The sequence below is a fragment of the Mesorhizobium sp. RCAM 06353 genome, assembly GCF_059683585.1.
Genome location: NZ_CM185031.1, coordinates 386,135 through 404,265, shown reverse-complemented (window position 1 = coordinate 404,265; position 18,131 = coordinate 386,135). Strand labels below are relative to the sequence as shown.

The following is an 18,131-nucleotide window of genomic DNA, read 5'->3' as shown; positions in this document are numbered from 1 at the left end:
CGGCTGCTGCCCCATCAATCGCTACCCCTGTATTTGGCCGCGAGCGCCTTTTCCTTTTCGGTGTCGATCCACCAGGAATCGATATCGGCGCCGCGGTAGCTTGGCTGCTTGTCCGGAATGCCGAACTTGTTCCAGTAGGCGAGCCACACCACCGCACGGTAGTATTGTGGCACGGCATAGTAGTTCCACAGCAGCACCCGGTCGAGCGCATGGGTGACGGCCACGAGATCGTCGCGGTCGGTGGCGAAGATGATGCGGTCGACAAGGGCGTCGACGACCGGATCCTTGATGCCGGAATAGTTGCGTGCTCCCGGTGTGTCAGCGGCCTTCGAGCTCCAGAAATCGCGTTGCTCGTTGCCGGGCGATTCCGATTGCTGCAGCACGTTGGTGATGACGTCGTAATCGAAATTGTTGACGCGGTTGATGTATTGGCTCTGGTCGATGATGCGCAGCGTCGCATCGACGCCGATTTTGCGCAGATTGGCGATGTAGGTGCCGGAAAGGACCTGGTCCGTTTCACTCGAGCCGATGATCTCGAACTTGAACGGCTCGCCGGTCTTGGCGTTGACCATCTTGCCGCCCTTGATCACCCAGCCGGCTTTGGCGAACAGATCGACCGCCTGCCTCAGATATTTGCGCTCGGCTTGCGGCGTGTCATAGACCGGCAGCTTGAACTCTTGCGTGAAAAGCTCGGGCGGCAGCTTGTCGCGGTATTTTTCCAGGATTTCCAATTCCTTGCCTTGCGGCAGGCCGCTCGAGGCCAGCTCCGTGCCCTGGAAGTAACTGCTGGTACGGGTGTTGAAGCCGAAGAACAGCGTCCGGTTCATCGTCTCGAAATCGTACGCATAGGTCAGTGCCTCGCGTACCAGGCGATCCTGGAACAGCGGCCGCCTCTGGTTGAGCATGAAGGCCTGCATCGGCTCCGGCGAGGTGGTCTTGAATTCCTGCTTGATCACGTCGCCGGCCTTGATCGCCGGGAAATCATAAAACGTTGCCCACTTCTTCGAGCTGTTTTCCGGCTTGATATCGTCGAGCCCGCCCTTCTTGAAGGCTTGCCAGGCAGCATTGTCGTCAAGAATGTAGGTGAAGCGCTGGGTGTCGAAATTCTCGCGCCCGATCTTCACCGCCAGCTTGGCGCCCCAATAATCCGGCACGCGCTGCCAGATGATCTCCGAGCCCGGCTTGAAGCTGGCAATCTTGTAGGCAGCCGAGCCAAGCGGTGGCTCCAGCGTCCCCTTGGTGATGTCGCGTTTCTTGCCGTTGGCGTCGGTACCTTCCCACCAATGCTTGGGCAGAACGACGAGGTCGCCGAGGATCTTGGGCAGCTCGCGGTTGCCCTTTTGGTTGAAATGGAATTCGACCTCGCGGTCGGAGATCGCCACCGCCTCGGTGACGTTCTCGAAATAGCGGCTGTACATCGGGCTGTTCGCCTTCAGCGCCTGGAACGACCAGATCACGTCGTCGACGGTGATCGGCTGCCCGTCATGCCACTTCGCGCGCGGGTCCAGCCGATAGGTCGCCGAGGAATAGTCCGTCGGGTACTTGTAGGCGTCGGCGATCAGCGGATGGCTGACGCTGCCTTCGTCGGTCGCCTGGTCCATAAGCGTATCGTAGAGCAGGCCGCCGCCGAACGGCTGGAAGCCGGCGGCCGGCGCTCCTTGCACGATGTAGGGATTGAAGCTGTCGAATGTCCCCTGGACGACGGAGTTGTAGTTGCCACCCTTCGGCGCATTCGGGTTGACGTAGTCGTAGTGCTGGAAATTGTCGCTGTATTTGGAAGGGCCGATCAGCGATGAGGTGGTGCGCCACTCGTCGGCCCGGGTCGTATGCAACCCCGCTACCAGCGTGGCCGCCGCCAGCAGCGACTTGAGAAGCGTTCGGCCAACCGTCATGCACTATCCTCTTCGCGATGCGTGCCAGATCATCCTGAAGGGCAATCTAGATGATTTGGCGCGCGTGAAAACCGCCATGCGCGGCTTTGTCGCCGCATATGCGGTTTTCCTAACAAAAAAGCCGGGCAGAACCCGGCTTTTTCAAGGTCGTCGCGATGATATCTGGTTACTGGGCGGGCGCAGGCGCCGGAGCTGGTGCAGCCGGTGCTGCTGGCTTGGCCGGCGCTGCGCCGTCAGCCGGCTTTGCCGGGGCGGCTGCATCGGCCGGCTTGGCGGGCGCGCTGGCGTCGGCGGCGGCACCCGGCGTAGGCAGAGGCTTGGGATTGTCCGACAGCGTGCGCAGATAGGCGATGACGTTGGCGCGGTCCTCGTCCTTGGGCAGTCCGGCGAAACCCATGGCCGTGCCCTTCACGAACTTCTTCGGCGAGGTGATGAAGTGGTTGATGTTGTCGTAGGTCCACTTCTCGGTGCCGCCCTTGGAAAATTCCTTCATGCCGGCCGAATAGGCGAAGCCTTCATGTTCGGCGACCGGGCGGTCGACGAGATCCCACAAATCGGGGCCGACCTTGTTGGGGCCGCCCTTTTCGCCGGAATGGCAGGCCTGGCATTTCTTGAACACGGCAGCGCCAGCCTCGACATTGGCGGTCTGCAGCAGATCGGCGATCGGCTTGGCTTCGGCGGCGGGTGCTGCAGGGCCGCCTTCGGCGGGCTCCGCGGCCTCGATGATGAAGCCGGGCTTTTCAGGAGCCGGCGAGGCAAACAGCGCGTCCGAGACCAGGCCGACCGAGAAAACGACGAAAACGGTTCCGAGCAATCCGGCGAGCAGTTTGTTGACTTCGTTGGAATCCATTCGCCCCTTGCTCCCTTTTCCGGCGGACCGAACCGTCCACTCCGTCCGTCGGTATCGAGACCTGCCCTCCAGAGCCGGTCAAATCGGGCGGAAACTAGGTCTTTTGCTGCGGCGTTGCAACACCTATAAGGGCGCTGCCAGTGAGACCTTTTGCCACTTTTCCTTGTCCTCTTTTCGAACGCCTTGCCATAGCGATGTCCACTCTGATCCTGATCCCGGCCCGCATGGCCTCGACCCGCCTGCCGGGCAAGCCGCTGGCCGACATCGCCGGCGCGCCGATGATCGTTCATGTCGCGCGCCGCGCGGCCGAAGCCGGCCTCGGCCGCGTGGTGGTGGCGACCGACACGCAAAGCGTCGCCGAAGCGGTGCGCGCGCATGGGTTCGAGGCGGTGATGACGCGCATCGACCACGAGTCGGGCTCCGATCGCATCCACGAGGCGCTGCTCGCACTCGATCCCGGACACAAGGTCGAAACGATCGTCAATGTCCAGGGCGACCTGCCGACCATCGATCCCGGCATCATCGCCGCCTCGCTCAGGCCGTTCGAGGACGCAGCCGTGGATATCGCCACGCTCGGCGTCGAGATTGTCCGCGAGGAGGAAAAGACCAATTCGAACGTCGTCAAGATCATCGGTTCGCCACTATCGGCGACGCGGCTGAAGGCGCTCTATTTCACCCGCGCCACAGCACCTTGGGGCGAGGGGCCGCTCTATCACCATGTTGGCCTCTACGCCTATCGCCGCTCGGCACTTGAGCGCTTCGTCGCGCTGAAGTCGTCGCCGCTCGAGCGCCGCGAGCGGTTGGAGCAGCTGCGGGCGCTGGAAGCCGGCATGCGCATCGACGCCGAGATCGTCCAGTCGCTGCCGCTTGGCGTCGACACGCCGGAAGACCTTGAGCGCGCCAGGACGATCCTGGCAAACTGAGAAATCCCTTCGAACCGAGATACCGTGAATCGAGACCCGGCCATGCCTGAAAAGACCAACAGAATATCCTTCCAGGGCGAGCCGGGTGCCAATTCCGACACTGCCTGCCGCAACGTCTATCCCTCGATGGAGCCGTTGCCGTGCCCGACCTTCGAGGACGCATTCAACGCGGTCGAGACCGGCAAGGCCGATCTCGCCATGATCCCGATCGAGAACACCATCGCCGGACGTGTCGCCGACATCCACCATCTGCTGCCGGAATCGAGGATGCACATCGTCGGCGAGTATTTCCTGCCGATCCATTTCCAGCTGATGGTGCTGCCCGGCGTCAAACGGGAAGAAATCAAGACGGTTCACAGCCACATCCATGCGCTTGGCCAGTGCCGCAAATACATCCGCAAGAACGGCTGGAAGGCTGTCGTCGCCGGCGACACGGCGGGTGCCGCCAAGATGGTCTCCGAGGTCAAGGACCGCACCATGGCGGCGCTGTCGCCGGCGCTGGCCGCGACGCTCTATGGGCTCGATACCATCGAGGAGAATGTCGAGGACACCGATTCCAACGTCACCCGTTTCGTCGTCCTGACCAAGAGCAAGCAATGGGCCGAACGCGCCTCAGCCGACGTCAAGATGATGACGACCTTCATCTTCCGCGTCCGCAACGTGCCGGCCGCGCTCTACAAGGCCATGGGCGGCTTCGCCACCAACGGCATCAACATGACCAAGCTGGAGAGCTACCAGCTCGGCGCCTTCACGGCGACGCTGTTCTACGCCGACATCGAGGGCCATCCCGATGATCCGCTGGTCAAGCTGGCGCTGGAGGAACTGCGCTTCTTCTCGCGCGAGGTGCGGATTTTGGGCGTCTATCCGGCCAGCGAGTCGCGCGAGCAGTGGAAAGTCGCGGACTAGCTCCTATTGAGCATGATCTTTTCCGAAAACCGGTTTCCACTTTCGGGATCATGCTCTAAACCACCGAGCCCAGCGGCACGTAATCGATCTCGAGAAATTTCTCGACCTCCGGCACCCAGCGGTCGCGTACGAAGGCGACATGGTCGGGATGGTCGTTGTACCTGGTGTAGGCGGCCTGGTCGGCGAACTCCATCGAGAAGCCGAAATGATAGTCGTTCTTGGGGCTGATCTGCCGCAATTGCTCGAAGTGCGTGACGCCCTTGATCGCGGTGAGGATTTTCTTGGCATCGACGAGGAACCGCTTTTCGTCGAGCGAGTGCGGCGGGTGCTTCAGCGTGAAGACGACGGTGTGACGGATCATTTGTCTCTCCTGCAATGACTTTCGGTATTCGCTATTCGCTGTCGACCCAGGCGCGGATGAGGTGATGCGCAATCGCCCCTTTCGGCGGCGTGACCAGATTGTCGGGATGCTCCCTCGCCAGCATCAGGCGCACCTCGTCGCGGCCAAACCAGCGGCAATCTTCCAGCTCGTTGAGGTCGGCCTGGATATCCTCGTTGAGCGGCTCGCCGAAGCAGCCGATCATCAGCGAATAGGGGAACGGCCAGGGCTGGCTGGCATGGTAGACGACGCGGCCGAGCCGGATTCCGGCCTCCTCCAGCGTTTCGCGGCGCACCGCCGCCTCGATCGTCTCACCCGGCTCGATGAAGCCGGCAAGCGCCGAATACATGCCCGGCGCGAAGTGTCGGCCGCGCCCAAGCAGGCATTTCTCGCGCGTCGCCGTCACCATGATCGCCACCGGGTCGGTACGCGGAAAATGCTCGGTGCCGCAATTCGGGCAGTGCCGCTTGTAACCGCCGGCCCGCATCTGGGACTCGCTGCCGCATTTGCTGCAGAAACGATGGCTTGCATGCCAGGCAAGCAGGGCGGCCCCTTGCGCCATCGCACCGGCCGCCGCTTCGTCGATCAGTCCTTGCATGTAGACCGACCGGTAGTCGATCGCCTTGACGGTCTCGAGCAACTGTTCGGCCTCGATCCCGACTGGCATCGCCAGCACCGGCCCCTGGTCGGAAAAGCCGAGCAGCACGCCCTGGGCGAAGGAAGGCTTGAAGGGCTCGCTCTCGGCGGCGCCGAACCACGGGTCGAGGCCGCCGCCCCCGTCGAGCTTCAGGTGGAGCCGGCCGCCATTCATCAACAGCAGCCGCGTCGTCGGATCGGCCAGCGCCTTCTCGACCGAATCGTCGGCGCGGTTCTCGGATTGCCGGTCGATCGTGTTGCCGGCAAAACCGACGAACTGGCTCGGCTCGCGCAAAGGCGCGTCAAACAGGCTGAAGCTCATACGGACTCTGATGTTTTGGGATGGACATTTTTTGAAATGAACGTGTTGGGGAAGGCTTATAGCGCCGCCCTTATCGTTTCGGCAAACCGGCGCAGGTCGGAACCTTGATAGGGTTCGCGCAGGCCGTGTCCCCACACCGGGCCGGGCCAGCCGGGATCGCCTTCGGACCGGGCGATAATATGGATATGCAATTGGCGCACGATGTTGCCGAGCGCGCCGGTGTTGATCTTCGTGCAACCGCTGACTTTCTTCAGCGCCTGCGCCACCATATTGGTCTCGAAGGTCAGCATCGCCTGGTCAAGCGGCGTCATGTCGTGGATTTCTTCCGCGCCCGGCCGCTGCGGCACCAAAAGCAGCCATGGCCAGCGGCGATCGTTCATCACCCGCAATTCGCACAGCCCAAGCCACATCAACTGCTCGCTGTCCGCCTCCAGCCGGGCATCCAGCGTGAATCCGGCCTTCAGGCCCGGCAGCATCGGCGTTTCCCTTGCTTTTCTTGGTTTCTTAGAACCCATGAACGCTAGAGCGCTGGCCCGGGGGCTGCAAGCGAATCATTGTTGCTCTCACGGTTTGGTGCAGCAAATCGCCTGCGGACTTGCATTTCATCGCGCAATTGCCGATATGGACAGCGGGAGGTTGGTGGTGGACGATCCACTCGCCAACCGGGTCAGGTCCGGAAGGAAGCAGCCCTAACGAGCCCGGAACGGGTCATTGTTCCAGCCTCCCACCTCATCGGCCCTCCTCGCGACATTGACGACGCATTGCAGCGCGGGCGAGACTATGCGCAGGAATCGGCGCCTTTGGGCGCGGCCTTTTGGAGCTTAACGGGCGAATGAGCGAAGCCGGAAATTCGGGGCCAAAAGGCCTGGAGAATGGAAAGGCCGCTGCCTACCGCGTGCTGGCGCGCAAATACCGTCCGTCGAATTTTTCCGAGCTGGTCGGCCAGGAGCCGATGGTGCGCACCCTCACCAATGCCTTTGCCACCGGCCGCATTGCCCAGGCCTGGATGCTGACCGGCGTTCGCGGTGTCGGCAAGACGACCACGGCGCGCATCCTGGCGCGGGCACTGAACTACAAGACCGCGACAGTTGACCAGCCCTCGATCGACCTTGCCGTGCTCGGCGAGCATTGTCAGGCGATCATGGAAGGCCGTCATGTCGACGTCATCGAGATGGACGCCGCCTCGCACACCGGCATCGACGATATCAGGGACATCATCGAGCGCGTGCGTTACGCACCGGTCTCGGCCCGCTACAAGGTCTACATCATCGACGAAGTGCACATGCTGTCGACGCAGGCCTTCAACGGCCTGCTGAAAACGCTGGAGGAGCCGCCTCCGCACGTCAAATTCATTTTCGCCACCACCGAAATCCGCAAGGTTCCGATCACCGTCCTGTCGCGCTGCCAGCGTTTTGACCTGAGGCGAATCGATGCCGGCGCGCTGGTCGCGCATCTTTCGTCGATCGCCGGCCAGGAAGGCATTTCGGTCGACGACGACGCGCTGGCGATGATTGCGCGCGCGGCGGAAGGTTCCGCCCGCGATTCGCTCTCCATCCTCGACCAGGCGATTGCGCACGGCGCCGGCTCCGTCAGCGCCGAGGCGGTGCGGGCGATGCTGGGGCTGGCCGACCGTGCCCGCATCGTCGACCTGTTCGAACATGTGATGAAGGGCGATGTGGCGGCGGCCCTGGCCGAATTCCGCACCCAATACGACACCGGCGCCGATCCGGCCGCCGTGCTGACCGATCTTGCCGAGTTCAACCACCTCGTCACCCGGCTGCGTTTCGTGCCGACCGCCATGGACGATGCCTCGCTGTCGCAGGACGAGCGCGAGCGCGGCGCCGATTTCGCCAGGGCGCTGTCGGTCAGGGTGCTGTCGCGGACCTGGCAGATGCTGCTCAAGGGCATCCCCGAGGTGCAGTCCTCCAATCGGCCCGTCAGTGCAGCCGAAATGGTGCTGATCCGGCTGGCGCATGCCGCCGACCTGCCGACGCTGGATGAAGCGTTGCGGTCGCTTGAGGGCGCAGGATCGGCACAAAGTGGTGCATCGCGTCCGAATGGCGCGCCTGCGGGTTCCGGCACCGGCAATGGCGGTGGGGCCAGCGCGGTGGCGCAGACGCGCATGCCATCCGGGCCCGGTGGCGCGCAGACCATGCGGCTGGTCGAGGCCACGCCGGCGCCGGTCGCGTTCGTCGCCCCGCCCGCGCCGGTGTCAGAGCCGCAGCAGGTGCCGGTCAGGTCGCTGGCCGATATCGTTGCGCTTGCCGACGCGCAGCGCGACATCGCTTTCAAAGTGCTGGTCAAGCGCTGCATCCGTCCCGTGCGCTTCGAGCCCGGCCGCATCGATGTCAGCCTGACCGACGATGCGCCGAAGCTGCTGCTCAACGACCTGACCACCAAACTGCGCGCCTGGACCGGCCGCAACTGGCTGGTGTCGCTGTCGAAGGAAGAGGGCGGCCAGACGCTGGCCGAAATGGAATCGACCAAGCGCGAAAACGCCTTCCTCGATGCCAAGAGCGATCCGACGGTTGCCGCCTTCCTGGCGCGCTTTCCCGGTGCCAAGATCATCGACGTGCGCATCCCTGACGCGCCGGAGGCGGACACGACCGAGGCCGAAGTGCCGGTCGAGCCGCCGGCCGACGACGACGAGACCTGACAAACCAAGACAAGGACCGGACCATGAAAGATCTTCTCGGCCTGATGGGCAAGGCGAAGGAAATGCAGGCCAAATTCCAGGCCATGCAGGACGAGATCGCCACGCTGGAAGCATCCGGCCAGGCTGGCGGCGGCCTGGTCAACGTGACGCTGACCGGAAAGTTCGAGATGAAGTCGCTGAAGATCGACCCGTCCCTGTTCAAGGAGGACGATGTCGAGATCCTCGAGGATTTGATCCTCGCCGCCCACAATGACGCCAAGGTCAAGGTCGAGCAGATCATGCAGGAAAAGACCAAGGCGCTGACCGCCGGCCTGCCGATCCCGCCGGGGATGAAACTGCCCTTCTGATGCATGTCGCCCAAACCGTGCAGCGGTTTTGGGGCAACGACATGCATGAAAGTTGAACCCAGCGGCGATGCGCCCATGACCGAAGAGCCGTCCGAAAGACTGATCGAGCAGCGTATCCGCAACAGGATCTACGAGATTCTGGAAATCCTCGCCGATAGCGATGCCGGCGTCGATATTGTCGGCATCAAGGGCTATTTCCACCTGTTCGAGGATTTCGTGCACCGCCCGTCGATCGAGGCTGGCACATCGGCGCTTTCGAAGGAGGAGCGCGCGGTCGTGCTGGAAATCGCCGAATTCCTCGAGGCGGCGTCCGAAACAAATCCCGATTTCACCAAGGCCGAGTTCATCGACAGCGACTGGCCGGGAAAGATCGCGCCGGCTGCCAGGGACGCGCGGGCTTTGTTCCTCAGGCGCGGCCTGTTTTCAGAGAATGTCGAGGAGCTCGAGCCGGGTCGGTCGGCCGTGATTGCGGCCGGGCGGTAGCGATTCCCTGGAAAGACGTTACGCGGTTTTTCCAGCCGCAATTGCGGCGAAACCAAGAGTGAGTGGTCATCGCCTTTATGAAATGACGGCTCGATCTATCTGGAAAGCCTCGAAATTGTGCCTTTTAGGCAACAGCGCATGGTTAATAACGTTTTGGCCATCATTTTGCCTGAAAGTGTCTCATTCTTGCCGCAGCCTGGGGGCGGGCATCGAAGTGAGAGGGTAACCTGTTGATTGTTACGCGATGGAAGGCGCCGCTGTTGCTCGGCGTCATCACGTCTCCCCTGTTCCTGGCCGCCTGCAGCCAGACCACTTCGCATGGCATGTCCGTTGCAAGCCTGACCGATGCCATCACGCCGAGTTTCCTGAGCCGGCCCTTCAGCCACACACCGAAGGATAGGGAATGCCTGGAAAGGGCGATGTTCTTCGAATCCAACCGCTCGAGCCGCGACGGCATGATCGCCGTCGGTACGGTGGTGATGAACCGCTTGCGCTCCGGCAACCACGGCAGCACCATCTGTGACGTGGTGGGTGAGCCCGGGCAGTTCGCGCCGGGTGTTATGACCAGGCCGATGAATTCGCGAGCAATGCCCGATGTCGAGGAAGCCGCCGATGCCGTGCTCAAGGGTGAGCGCAAGGCCAAGCTCAAGAACACCATGTACTTCCACACCGCCGGCCTGCATTTCCCCTACAAGAACATGCACTACACCATGGTCGCCGGTGGCAATGCCTTCTACGAAAAGCGCGGCCGCAACTGGCAGCCGCTGCCCGACGAGCCAATGGTTGCCTCGGTGGCGCCCGAAATGGTCAAGCCGGCCGCGCCGGTGACGATGGTTGCCTCGGCCGAGCCGGTGCGCCCGGCCAAAACGTCCCGCACCGCTCCGGCGCAACAGGTCTTTATGACCGCCTCGGTGGAACCGGCCCGTCAGCCCAAGACCAAGATCGCGCCTGCCCAGCAGACCTATGTGACCGCGGCTGCGGCGCCGACGGCAAAGTCGGCGCGCGTTACGACGAAGCAGACGATGGTCGCCATGCAGGAGCCGATGGAAGAGCCGGATGCGGCCCGTTTCGGCGGAACCTTGAACGCGAAGGTCATCAGTTCGGTTCAGGGCGAGCCGCAAGAGGCGGCGATGGGCTTCCAGTCGACGCCTGAGAACACCGACGCTATTGGCGCGATGATCGTCAGCCAGGGCCGGCCGCTCGAAGCCAACTGACCCGTATCGCCAAGCTTCGCATGGCAGCATGATGGATCGTGCTGGACGGGAGCTGTTCCAAAGCGCTCCGAAAAATCCTAGATCAGGGCGATGTCCAAGCGAATCGCCGGTCCCGAGATCGAACGTCTGATCCAGCTCCTGGCCAAGGTGCCGGGGCTTGGGCCCCGTTCGGCCAGGCGCGCGGCCCTTCATCTGATCAAGAAGAAGGAGCAGCTGTTGTCGCCGCTCGCCGTCGCCATGGGCGAGGCCGCCGATAAGGTGCGCATCTGCACGACCTGCGGCAATGTCGATACATCCGACCCCTGCATGATCTGCACAGACCCGCGCCGCGACGCTACCACCCTTATTGTCGTCGAGGACGTTTCCGATCTCTGGGCGCTGGAGCGGGCGGCGGCGATGAACGTGCGCTATCATGTGCTCGGCGGCACGCTGTCGCCGCTCGACGGCGTCGGCCCCGACCAGCTCAACATCCGCTCGCTGATCGACCGCGTCGCCGGCGGCGAGGTGAAGGAGATCATCATCGCCGTCAACGCGACGGTCGAGGGCCAGACCACCGCGCATTATCTCACCGACCAGCTGTCCGGCTTCGACATCAAGGTGACAAGGTTGGCGCACGGCGTGCCGGTCGGCGGTGAGCTCGATTATCTCGACGAGGGCACGCTGGCCGCCGCACTGCGCTCGCGGACGGCGTTTTGACAAAGTTGCGGAAGAGGGTGCGGATCATGAGTGTTGCGCGTCCTTCCAGGCTAGTGCCAAGCACCGCCACAGAACGCGGCCTTCGCCAGTTTTGTCTTGCATTCTTCCTGGCTGCTCTAGCCTTCCTTTTCTTTTCTGCCCCCGTCTCCGCCGCCAAGATCGACGACCAGTTCCGCGCCTGGCTGCAGAACGACCTCTGGCCGCAAGCCAAGGCGAATGGCATCTCCAAACAGACTTTCGATGCCGCCTTCGACGGCATCAAGCCCAATCTGAAGCTGCCCGACCTCGTCATGCCCGGCGAGAAGCCGAAGACGCCGCAGAAGCAGCATCAGGCAGAGTTCGGCTCGCCCGGCGCCTATTTCGCCGAGAAGACGGTTCGTGCGGTGACATCAGGCGGACGCGCGCGCGAAGCGACCAACGCCAAGACGCTGGCCGCTATCGAAAAACGCTATGGCGTGCCCGGTGAGATCGTTCTGGCGATCTGGGGTCGCGAGACCGGCTTCGGCGCGGCGAAGATGCCTTACGACGCCTTCGAGGTTCTCGGCACCAAGGCGTTCATGTCGACCAAGAAGGATTTCTTCCACACCGAGCTTCTGGCTGCACTGGAAATCGTCCAACGCGGACTGGCGCCGGTCGGCGCGATGAAATCGTCCTGGGCCGGTGCGCTCGGCCAGCCGCAATTCATGCCGACCTCCTTCCTCAAGCATGCCGTGGATTTCGACGGCGACGGCCGCGTCGACATCTGGAACTCGACGCCTGACGTGCTCGCCTCGATCGCCAATTATCTCGTCCACTATGGCTGGGTGAGGGGCCGCGGTTGGGGGTTCGAGGTGACAGTGCCCGACAGCGTCTCCTGCTCGCTGGAAGGCCCCGATCAAGGCAAGAAGATATCCGAGTGGGCTGACATGGGTGTCAAGCGCATCGGCGGAAAAGCATTTCCGGCGAGTGAGCTGAAGGCGGAGGGCTTCCTGCTGATGCCTGCCGGCCGCAGCGGGCCGGCTTTCATCGCCACGCCCAATTTCTATGTGCTGAAGGAATACAACACCAGCGACCTCTACGCGCTGTTCATCGGCCATGGCGCCGACCGCATTGCGCATGGCGATCAGAATTTTTCCGGCAGCTGGGGCCCGGTCGGCGATCTCCACCGTTCCGACATTGCCGCCCTGCAACGGGCGCTGGAAGCCAAGGGCTATGATGTCGGCAGCGCCGACGGCCTGCCCGGCTTCAAGACCCGCCGCTCGATCGGCAAATGGCAGGCCAAGAACGGCCAGGCCGCGACCTGTTTTCCCGATGCCGGCCTGGTCGCAGCGCTGAAATAGCGCCGAAATTAGCAGATTTTTCCCTTTCCGCTGCCTTGGATGGCTGGCCTATGCGTCGACACGCCACCCGTCTTTCTGGCCCAATGAGCCGTCAGGTAAATGCTCGTTGCCGGCCACGGGCCCCCCGGATATGGTGTTGACCAACTGGACAAAAACCGCAACGGTAAGAGGTCGGAGGGCCGTCTCCAGGTCCGAAAAGAATTCCGCAACCCTGAGCCGGGAACTCAGGTCAACAAACAACAAAACAGGGAACAATCACCATGATGATGGAAAAGTTTGCTCTACGCTCCCGCATCCTGCTTGCGGGTGCAGCCATGTCCGCGCTGCTTCTGGCCGGAGCGCCGGCCGGTGCGGTCACGCCCGCCGACACGCTGGTCGAGGGTTTCGCGATCGACGACATCATCTCCATGGATCCGGGCGAGGCGTTCGAGCTGTCGACCGCGGAAGTCACCGGCAACACCTATGATTTGCTTGTCCGCCTCGACCTCAGCGACACCTCCAAGGTCAAGCCGGATCTCGCCGCGAGCTGGACCGTTTCTGACGACGGCCTGACCTATACATTCAAGCTCAAGCCGGGCCTCAAATTCGCCTCGGGCAACCCGATCACCGCGGCCGATGTCGCCTATTCGTTCGAGCGCGCCGTCAAGCTGGACAAGAGCCCGGCCTTCATCATCGGTCAGTTCGGCATCAGCGGCGACAACGTCACCGAAAAGGCCAAGGCCGTCGACGACGCCACATTCCAGTTCACCGTCGACAAGGCCTATGCGCCGAGCTTCGTGCTGAACTGCCTCTCGGCAACGGTCGCCTCGGTGGTCGACGCCAAGCTGGTCAAGGAACACGTCGCGGCGGTGACGCCGAGCGCCGACTACAAATGGGACAATGATTTCGGTAACGCCTGGCTGAAGACCGGCTATGCCGGTTCCGGCGCCTACAAGCTGCGCGAATGGCGCGCAAACGAAGCCGTGGTCATGGAGCGCAACGACAATTATTACGGCGAGAAGGCCAAGCTCGCCCGCGTCATCTATCGCAACATGAAGGAAAGCTCGGCCCAGCGCCTGGCGCTCGAAGCCGGCGACATCGACGTTGCCCGCAACCTCGAGCCGAACGATCTCGACGCCATCGCCAAGAACGCCGACCTCACCACCACCAGCGCGCCGAAGGGCACGGTCTATTACATCAGCCTCAACCAGAAGAATCCGAATCTGGCCAAGCCCGAGGTGCGCCAGGCCTTCAAATATCTGGTCGACTACGATGCGCTGAGCACGACCATCCTCAAGGGCATCGGCGAGATCCACCAATCCTTCCTGCCCAAGGGCGACCTCGGCGCCGTGGACGACAATCCGTTCAAGCTCGATGTCGCCAAGGCCAAGGAACTGCTGGCCAAGGCCGGCCTGCCCGACGGCTTCAGCGTCACCATGGACGTGCGAACGGGACAGCCGACGACAGGCATGGCGGAATCGATCCAGCAGACGCTGGGACAGGCCGGCATCAAGCTGGAGATCATTCCTGGCGACGGCAAGCAGACGCTGACCAAATACCGCGCTCGCAATCACGACATCTACATCGGCAATTGGGGCCAGGATTATTTCGATCCGAATTCCAATGCTCAGACCTTTGCGTCGAACCCCGATAATTCGGATGCCGGCAAGTCGCACACCCTCGCCTGGCGCAACAGCTGGGACATTCCGGATCTGACCAAGGAAACGGAAGCGGCCCTGCTGGAGAAGGATTCTGGCAAACGCGCCGACATGTACAAGGATCTGCAGAAGAAGATCCTCGACACCAGCCCCTTCGTCATCATTCACCAGCAACTGGAAGTGGTTGGCCTGCGCAAGAACCTCAAGGGCCTCGTGCTTGGCCCGAGCTTCGACACCAATTTCGTCGGGTCGGTCTCCAAGGAATAATGCGGTCGGACGCGCCGCATGAGCGCGGTTGAAAACGAGAGCGGGCGCGGCAGCGCCCGCGCCGTCGCCCTTGCATCGGCGATAGGCCGCTTCCTGGTCATCGCGGTCACGACCTATCTTGGTCTGCTCGCGGTCACCTTCTTCATTGGCCGGGTCATCCCGATCGATCCGGTGCTGGCGGTGCTCGGTGATCGCGCGCCTCTCAATGTCGTCGAACGCACGCGCCGCGAGATGGGTCTCGACCTGCCGCTGGTCGAGCAGTTCTACATCTATGTCAAAAATGCCCTGAACGGTGATTTCGGCACCTCGGTGCTGACCACCAATCCGGTCATGACCGACATCCGCCGCGCCTTTCCTGCGACCATCGAACTGGCGACGCTGGGAACGCTGATCGGTTCGGTGCTCGGCGTGCCGCTCGGTGTGCTGGCAGCGGTAAAACGCGGCAGCGTCATCGACCAGATCGTACGCATTGTCGGCCTGATCGGCTATTCCGTGCCGATCTTCTGGATCGGGCTTTTGGGGCTCGTCCTGTTCTACGCCAAGCTGCAATGGGTGGCATTTCCCGGGCGCCTCGACGTCGTCTACGAATACACGTTCACACCGATCACTGGCTTATATCTGCTCGACGCCGCGTTGCAGGGGCAGTGGGATGTCTTCTATGACGCCTACCGCCACATCATTTTGCCGGCAGGCCTGCTCGGCTATTTCTCGCTGGCTTACATCAGCCGCATGACGCGCTCGTTCATGTTGAACGAGCTGGGGCAGGAATACATCGTCGCCGCGCGCGCCAAGGGCTTGTCGGAAACCCGCATCATCTGGGGCCACGCGCTGCGCAACGCCGCCGTGCCGATGGTCACGGTGATTGCGCTGTCCTACGCCAATCTGCTCGAGGGCTCGGTGCTGACCGAGGTCGTCTTCTCCTGGCCCGGCATCGGCCTCTACATCACCAATTCGCTGCAGAACGCAGACATGAACGCCGTGCTCGGCGGCACCATCGTCATCGGCTCGGTGTTCATCGGCATCAATCTCCTGTCCGACCTGCTTTACCGCGTGCTCGATCCAAGGACGAAATCCGCATGAGCGTAGAGGCGATCCAGAGCCGTCGCGACTGGCTGCTCAGCGAGCGCCCGGCCTCGCGCATGCAGGCAAGGCTTGGCCGCGCCTATGTCGCGTGGCGGCGCTTTTCCGCCAACCGGCTGGCTTTTGTCGGCCTGCTGATCATCATCGCCCTGCTGGTCATCGCCGCCCTTGCCGGCGTTCTGGCGCCTTACTCGCCGACATTCGGCGATCTCAAGAATTCACGGCTGCTGGCGCCAAGCGCCGAGCACTGGTTCGGCACCGACGATCTTGGCCGCGATATCCTGTCGCGCATCCTCTACGGCTCGCGCTGGACGCTCTATGTCGTCATTCTGGTTGCCATCATCGCCGCACCCATCGGCCTGCTGGTCGGCACCGTCGCCGGCTATGCCGGCGGCTGGACCGATGCCATCCTGATGCGCATCACCGACATCGTCCTCGCCTTCCCCAAGCTGATCCTGGCGCTGGCCTTCGTCGCAGCGCTGGGACCGGGCATCGAGAATGCGGTGCTCGCCATAGCCATCACCTCCTGGCCGCCTTATGCGCGAATTGCCCGCGCCGAAACGCTGACGGTGCGCAATTCCGATTACATCAAGGCCGTGCAATTGATGGGCGCCTCGCCCTTCCGCATCGTGCTGCGCCACATCATGCCGCTCTGCATCTCCTCGCTTATCGTCAGGGTGACGCTCGACATGGCCGGCATCATCCTGACCGCCGCCGGCCTCGGTTTCCTCGGCCTCGGCGCGCAGCCGCCGCTGCCAGAATGGGGCACCATGATCGCTTCGGGCCGCCGCTTCGTGCTGGACCAGTGGTGGGTGGCCGGCGCGCCGGGTTTTGCCATCCTCATCGTCAGCCTCGGCTTCAACCTGCTTGGCGACGGCCTGCGCGACGCGCTCGATCCCCGGAGTGGTGACCAATGAGCGGCGACCAATGAGCAGGGAGACGAAGACACTTCTCGACGTCGACGATCTACGCGTCACCTTCCCGACCCGCACCGGGCTGATCGAGGCGGTGCGCGGCGTTTCCTTCTCACTTGGTCGCGAACGCCTCGGCATCGTTGGCGAGTCCGGCTCGGGCAAGTCGCAGACCGGCCGCGCCATCATGGGCCTGACGCCGCCGCAGGCCAGGATATCGGCCAACAAACTGGTCTTCGACGGCATCGACCTGCTCGGCATCTCGCCACGCGAACGCCGGGCGCTGCGGGGTAACCGCATCGCCATGATCCTGCAGGATCCGAAATATTCGCTCGACCCGGTGATGAGCATCGGCCGCCAGATCGTCGAAACACTGCGCACGCATGAGAAAGTCTCCAAGGCAGAGGCGCGCGAGCGCGCGCTGGCCATGCTGGAAGCGGTGCAGATACGCGATCCCAAGCGTGTCTACGACCTGCATCCGCACGAAGTGTCCGGCGGCATGGGCCAGCGCGCCATGATCGCCATGATGCTGATCGCCGGGCCGGAGATGATGATCGCCGACGAACCGACTTCGGCGCTTGACGTCACCGTGCAGCTCGACGTGCTAGGCATCCTCGATAAATTGGTCAGCGATCGTGGCATGGGGCTGATTTTCATTTCGCATGATCTGCGTCTGGTCTCGTCCTTCTGCGATCGCGTCATCGTCATGTATGCCGGCAAGGTGGTCGAGCAGCTCAAGGCCTCCGAACTCGGCCAGGCCCAGCACCCCTACACGCGCGGCCTGCTCAACTGCATGCCCAGGATCGGCTTCGAGCGCCACCCGCTGCCGGTGCTCGACCGCAAGCCGGAGTGGGCGGCATGACAGCTGCGATCACCGTCGACCGGCTGGAAGTGATCTTCGACCGCTTTCGCGCGCTGAAAGGCGTCAGCCTCGAAGTCAGATCAGGCGAATCCTTCGGCCTCGTCGGCGAATCCGGTTCCGGCAAATCGACGCTGCTCAGGGCGATCGCCGGCCTTGCGCCGGTCGCCTCGGGCAGCATCACCGTCAATGGCAAGAGGCTTGGCGCGCGCCGCGACAAGGCCTTTTACCGCGAGGTGCAGATGGTCTTCCAGGACCCGTATGGCTCGCTGCATCCGCGCCAGACCGTCGACCGGCTGCTGCAGGAGCCGCTGGCCATCCATGGCTTTGCCGATGGCGAAAAGCGCATCCAGCAGGCGCTCGACGAGGTTGGCCTCGGCAACGGTTTCCGCTTCCGTTACTCGCATCAGCTGTCGGGCGGCCAGCGCCAGCGTGTGGCGATCGCACGTGCCCTGATCCTCGAACCCTCGATCCTGCTGCTCGACGAGCCGACCTCGGCGCTCGATGCCTCGGTGCAGGCCGAAGTGCTCAATCTGCTGGAAGAAGTCCGCCGGCGGCGCAAGCTGACCTTCCTGATGGTCAGCCACGACCTCGCCATCGTCACCCATATGTGCGAGCGGCTGATGGTGATGCAGGGCGGCGAGGCGGTCGAGAACCTCACGGCGGCCCAGCTTGTCGCGCACCGCGTGACAGAGGATTATACGCGCAATCTGCTCAGGGCCAGCGAGGGGTTTGTCCGCACGGGTTAAGGGAT

General features: G+C 63.0%; 18 protein-coding genes and 1 other RNA gene. 14 read left to right on the top strand and 5 right to left on the bottom strand.

The window, feature by feature from the left end; all coding sequences use genetic code 11:
- Nucleotides 1–14 precede the first annotated feature (14 nt).
- Together AC56QX_RS01790 and AC56QX_RS01785 are read right to left on the bottom strand one after the other, a co-directional pair.
- Nucleotides 15–1,892: an extracellular solute-binding protein gene (locus AC56QX_RS01790; RefSeq protein ID WP_497113440.1), complete on the bottom strand. Its 1,878-nt coding sequence runs from the start codon at nt 1,890–1,892 to the stop codon at nt 15–17.
- Between the two features lie 166 nt (nt 1,893–2,058).
- A complete protein-coding gene (locus AC56QX_RS01785) occupies nt 2,059–2,742 on the bottom strand; it encodes a c-type cytochrome (protein WP_497113439.1) in 684 nt (227 codons plus the stop codon).
- Between the two features lie 194 nt (nt 2,743–2,936).
- Between AC56QX_RS01785 and AC56QX_RS01780 the strand changes: the two genes are divergently transcribed.
- Nucleotides 2,937–3,665: a 3-deoxy-manno-octulosonate cytidylyltransferase gene (locus AC56QX_RS01780; protein WP_497113438.1), complete on the top strand. Its 729-nt coding sequence runs from the start codon at nt 2,937–2,939 to the stop codon at nt 3,663–3,665.
- Between the two features lie 42 nt (nt 3,666–3,707).
- The gene (locus AC56QX_RS01775) at nt 3,708–4,571 is read left to right on the top strand and encodes a prephenate dehydratase (protein WP_497113437.1); all 864 of its coding nucleotides are present in this window, start codon (nt 3,708–3,710) and stop codon (nt 4,569–4,571) included.
- A 55-nt stretch (nt 4,572–4,626) separates the two neighbouring features.
- Here AC56QX_RS01775 and AC56QX_RS01770 read toward each other — a convergent pair whose 3' ends face one another.
- The 3 genes from AC56QX_RS01770 to AC56QX_RS01760 are packed head-to-tail and all read right to left on the bottom strand — an operon-like array spanning nt 4,627 to nt 6,384.
- The gene (locus tag AC56QX_RS01770) at nt 4,627–4,932 is read right to left on the bottom strand and encodes a Dabb family protein (RefSeq protein ID WP_497113436.1); all 306 of its coding nucleotides are present in this window, start codon (nt 4,930–4,932) and stop codon (nt 4,627–4,629) included.
- A gap of 31 nt (nt 4,933–4,963) precedes the next feature.
- On the bottom strand, nt 4,964–5,908 hold the full coding sequence (gene nudC, locus AC56QX_RS01765; RefSeq protein WP_497113435.1) for an NAD(+) diphosphatase: 945 nt from the start codon (nt 5,906–5,908) through the stop codon (nt 4,964–4,966).
- Nucleotides 5,909–5,964: 56 nt separating this feature from the next.
- A complete protein-coding gene (locus AC56QX_RS01760; protein ID WP_477223057.1) occupies nt 5,965–6,384 on the bottom strand; it encodes an HIT domain-containing protein in 420 nt (139 codons plus the stop codon).
- A 155-nt stretch (nt 6,385–6,539) separates the two neighbouring features.
- On the opposite strand from AC56QX_RS01760, the gene ffs reads away from it, so the two are divergent.
- The 12 genes from ffs to AC56QX_RS01700 all read left to right on the top strand — a co-directional run bounded on the left by ffs (nt 6,540) and on the right by AC56QX_RS01700 (nt 18,126).
- An RNA gene (gene ffs, locus AC56QX_RS01755) (signal recognition particle sRNA small type) lies at nt 6,540–6,636 on the top strand.
- Between the two features lie 104 nt (nt 6,637–6,740).
- Nucleotides 6,741–8,564, top strand: coding sequence for a DNA polymerase III subunit gamma/tau (locus AC56QX_RS01750; protein ID WP_497113434.1), 1,824 nt, complete (start codon nt 6,741–6,743; stop codon nt 8,562–8,564).
- Nucleotides 8,565–8,587: 23 nt separating this feature from the next.
- On the top strand, nt 8,588–8,911 hold the full coding sequence (locus AC56QX_RS01745) for a YbaB/EbfC family nucleoid-associated protein (protein ID WP_027043571.1): 324 nt from the start codon (nt 8,588–8,590) through the stop codon (nt 8,909–8,911).
- A 75-nt stretch (nt 8,912–8,986) separates the two neighbouring features.
- Entirely contained in the window at nt 8,987–9,394 is a 408-nt protein-coding gene (locus tag AC56QX_RS01740) for a hypothetical protein (RefSeq protein WP_497118066.1), read from the top strand.
- A 230-nt stretch (nt 9,395–9,624) separates the two neighbouring features.
- The gene (locus AC56QX_RS01735) at nt 9,625–10,608 is read left to right on the top strand and encodes a cell wall hydrolase (RefSeq protein WP_497113433.1); all 984 of its coding nucleotides are present in this window, start codon (nt 9,625–9,627) and stop codon (nt 10,606–10,608) included.
- Nucleotides 10,609–10,698: 90 nt separating this feature from the next.
- Complete coding sequence (recR, locus tag AC56QX_RS01730; protein WP_497113432.1) at nt 10,699–11,304, top strand: recombination mediator RecR; 606 nt, start codon at nt 10,699–10,701, stop codon at nt 11,302–11,304.
- 26 nt (nt 11,305–11,330) lie between these two features.
- Nucleotides 11,331–12,623, top strand: a complete 1,293-nt coding sequence (locus tag AC56QX_RS01725; RefSeq protein ID WP_497113431.1) for a lytic murein transglycosylase — start codon at nt 11,331–11,333, stop codon at nt 12,621–12,623.
- 260 nt (nt 12,624–12,883) lie between these two features.
- Complete coding sequence (locus tag AC56QX_RS01720; protein ID WP_096453270.1) at nt 12,884–14,527, top strand: ABC transporter substrate-binding protein; 1,644 nt, start codon at nt 12,884–12,886, stop codon at nt 14,525–14,527.
- Nucleotides 14,528–14,545: 18 nt separating this feature from the next.
- Nucleotides 14,546–15,607, top strand: a complete 1,062-nt coding sequence (locus tag AC56QX_RS01715) for an ABC transporter permease (protein WP_497113430.1) — start codon at nt 14,546–14,548, stop codon at nt 15,605–15,607.
- Nucleotides 15,604–16,524, top strand: a complete 921-nt coding sequence (gene nikC, locus AC56QX_RS01710; RefSeq protein WP_497113429.1) for a nickel transporter permease — start codon at nt 15,604–15,606, stop codon at nt 16,522–16,524. The genes AC56QX_RS01715 and nikC overlap by 4 nt, the downstream gene beginning before the upstream one ends.
- A 10-nt stretch (nt 16,525–16,534) precedes the next feature.
- The gene (locus AC56QX_RS01705) at nt 16,535–17,380 is read left to right on the top strand and encodes an ABC transporter ATP-binding protein (RefSeq protein ID WP_497113428.1); all 846 of its coding nucleotides are present in this window, start codon (nt 16,535–16,537) and stop codon (nt 17,378–17,380) included.
- On the top strand, nt 17,377–18,126 hold the full coding sequence (locus AC56QX_RS01700; RefSeq protein ID WP_497113427.1) for an ABC transporter ATP-binding protein: 750 nt from the start codon (nt 17,377–17,379) through the stop codon (nt 18,124–18,126). Before AC56QX_RS01705 ends, AC56QX_RS01700 begins: the two co-directional genes overlap by 4 nt.
- The last annotated feature ends 5 nt before the right edge of the window (nt 18,127–18,131 follow it).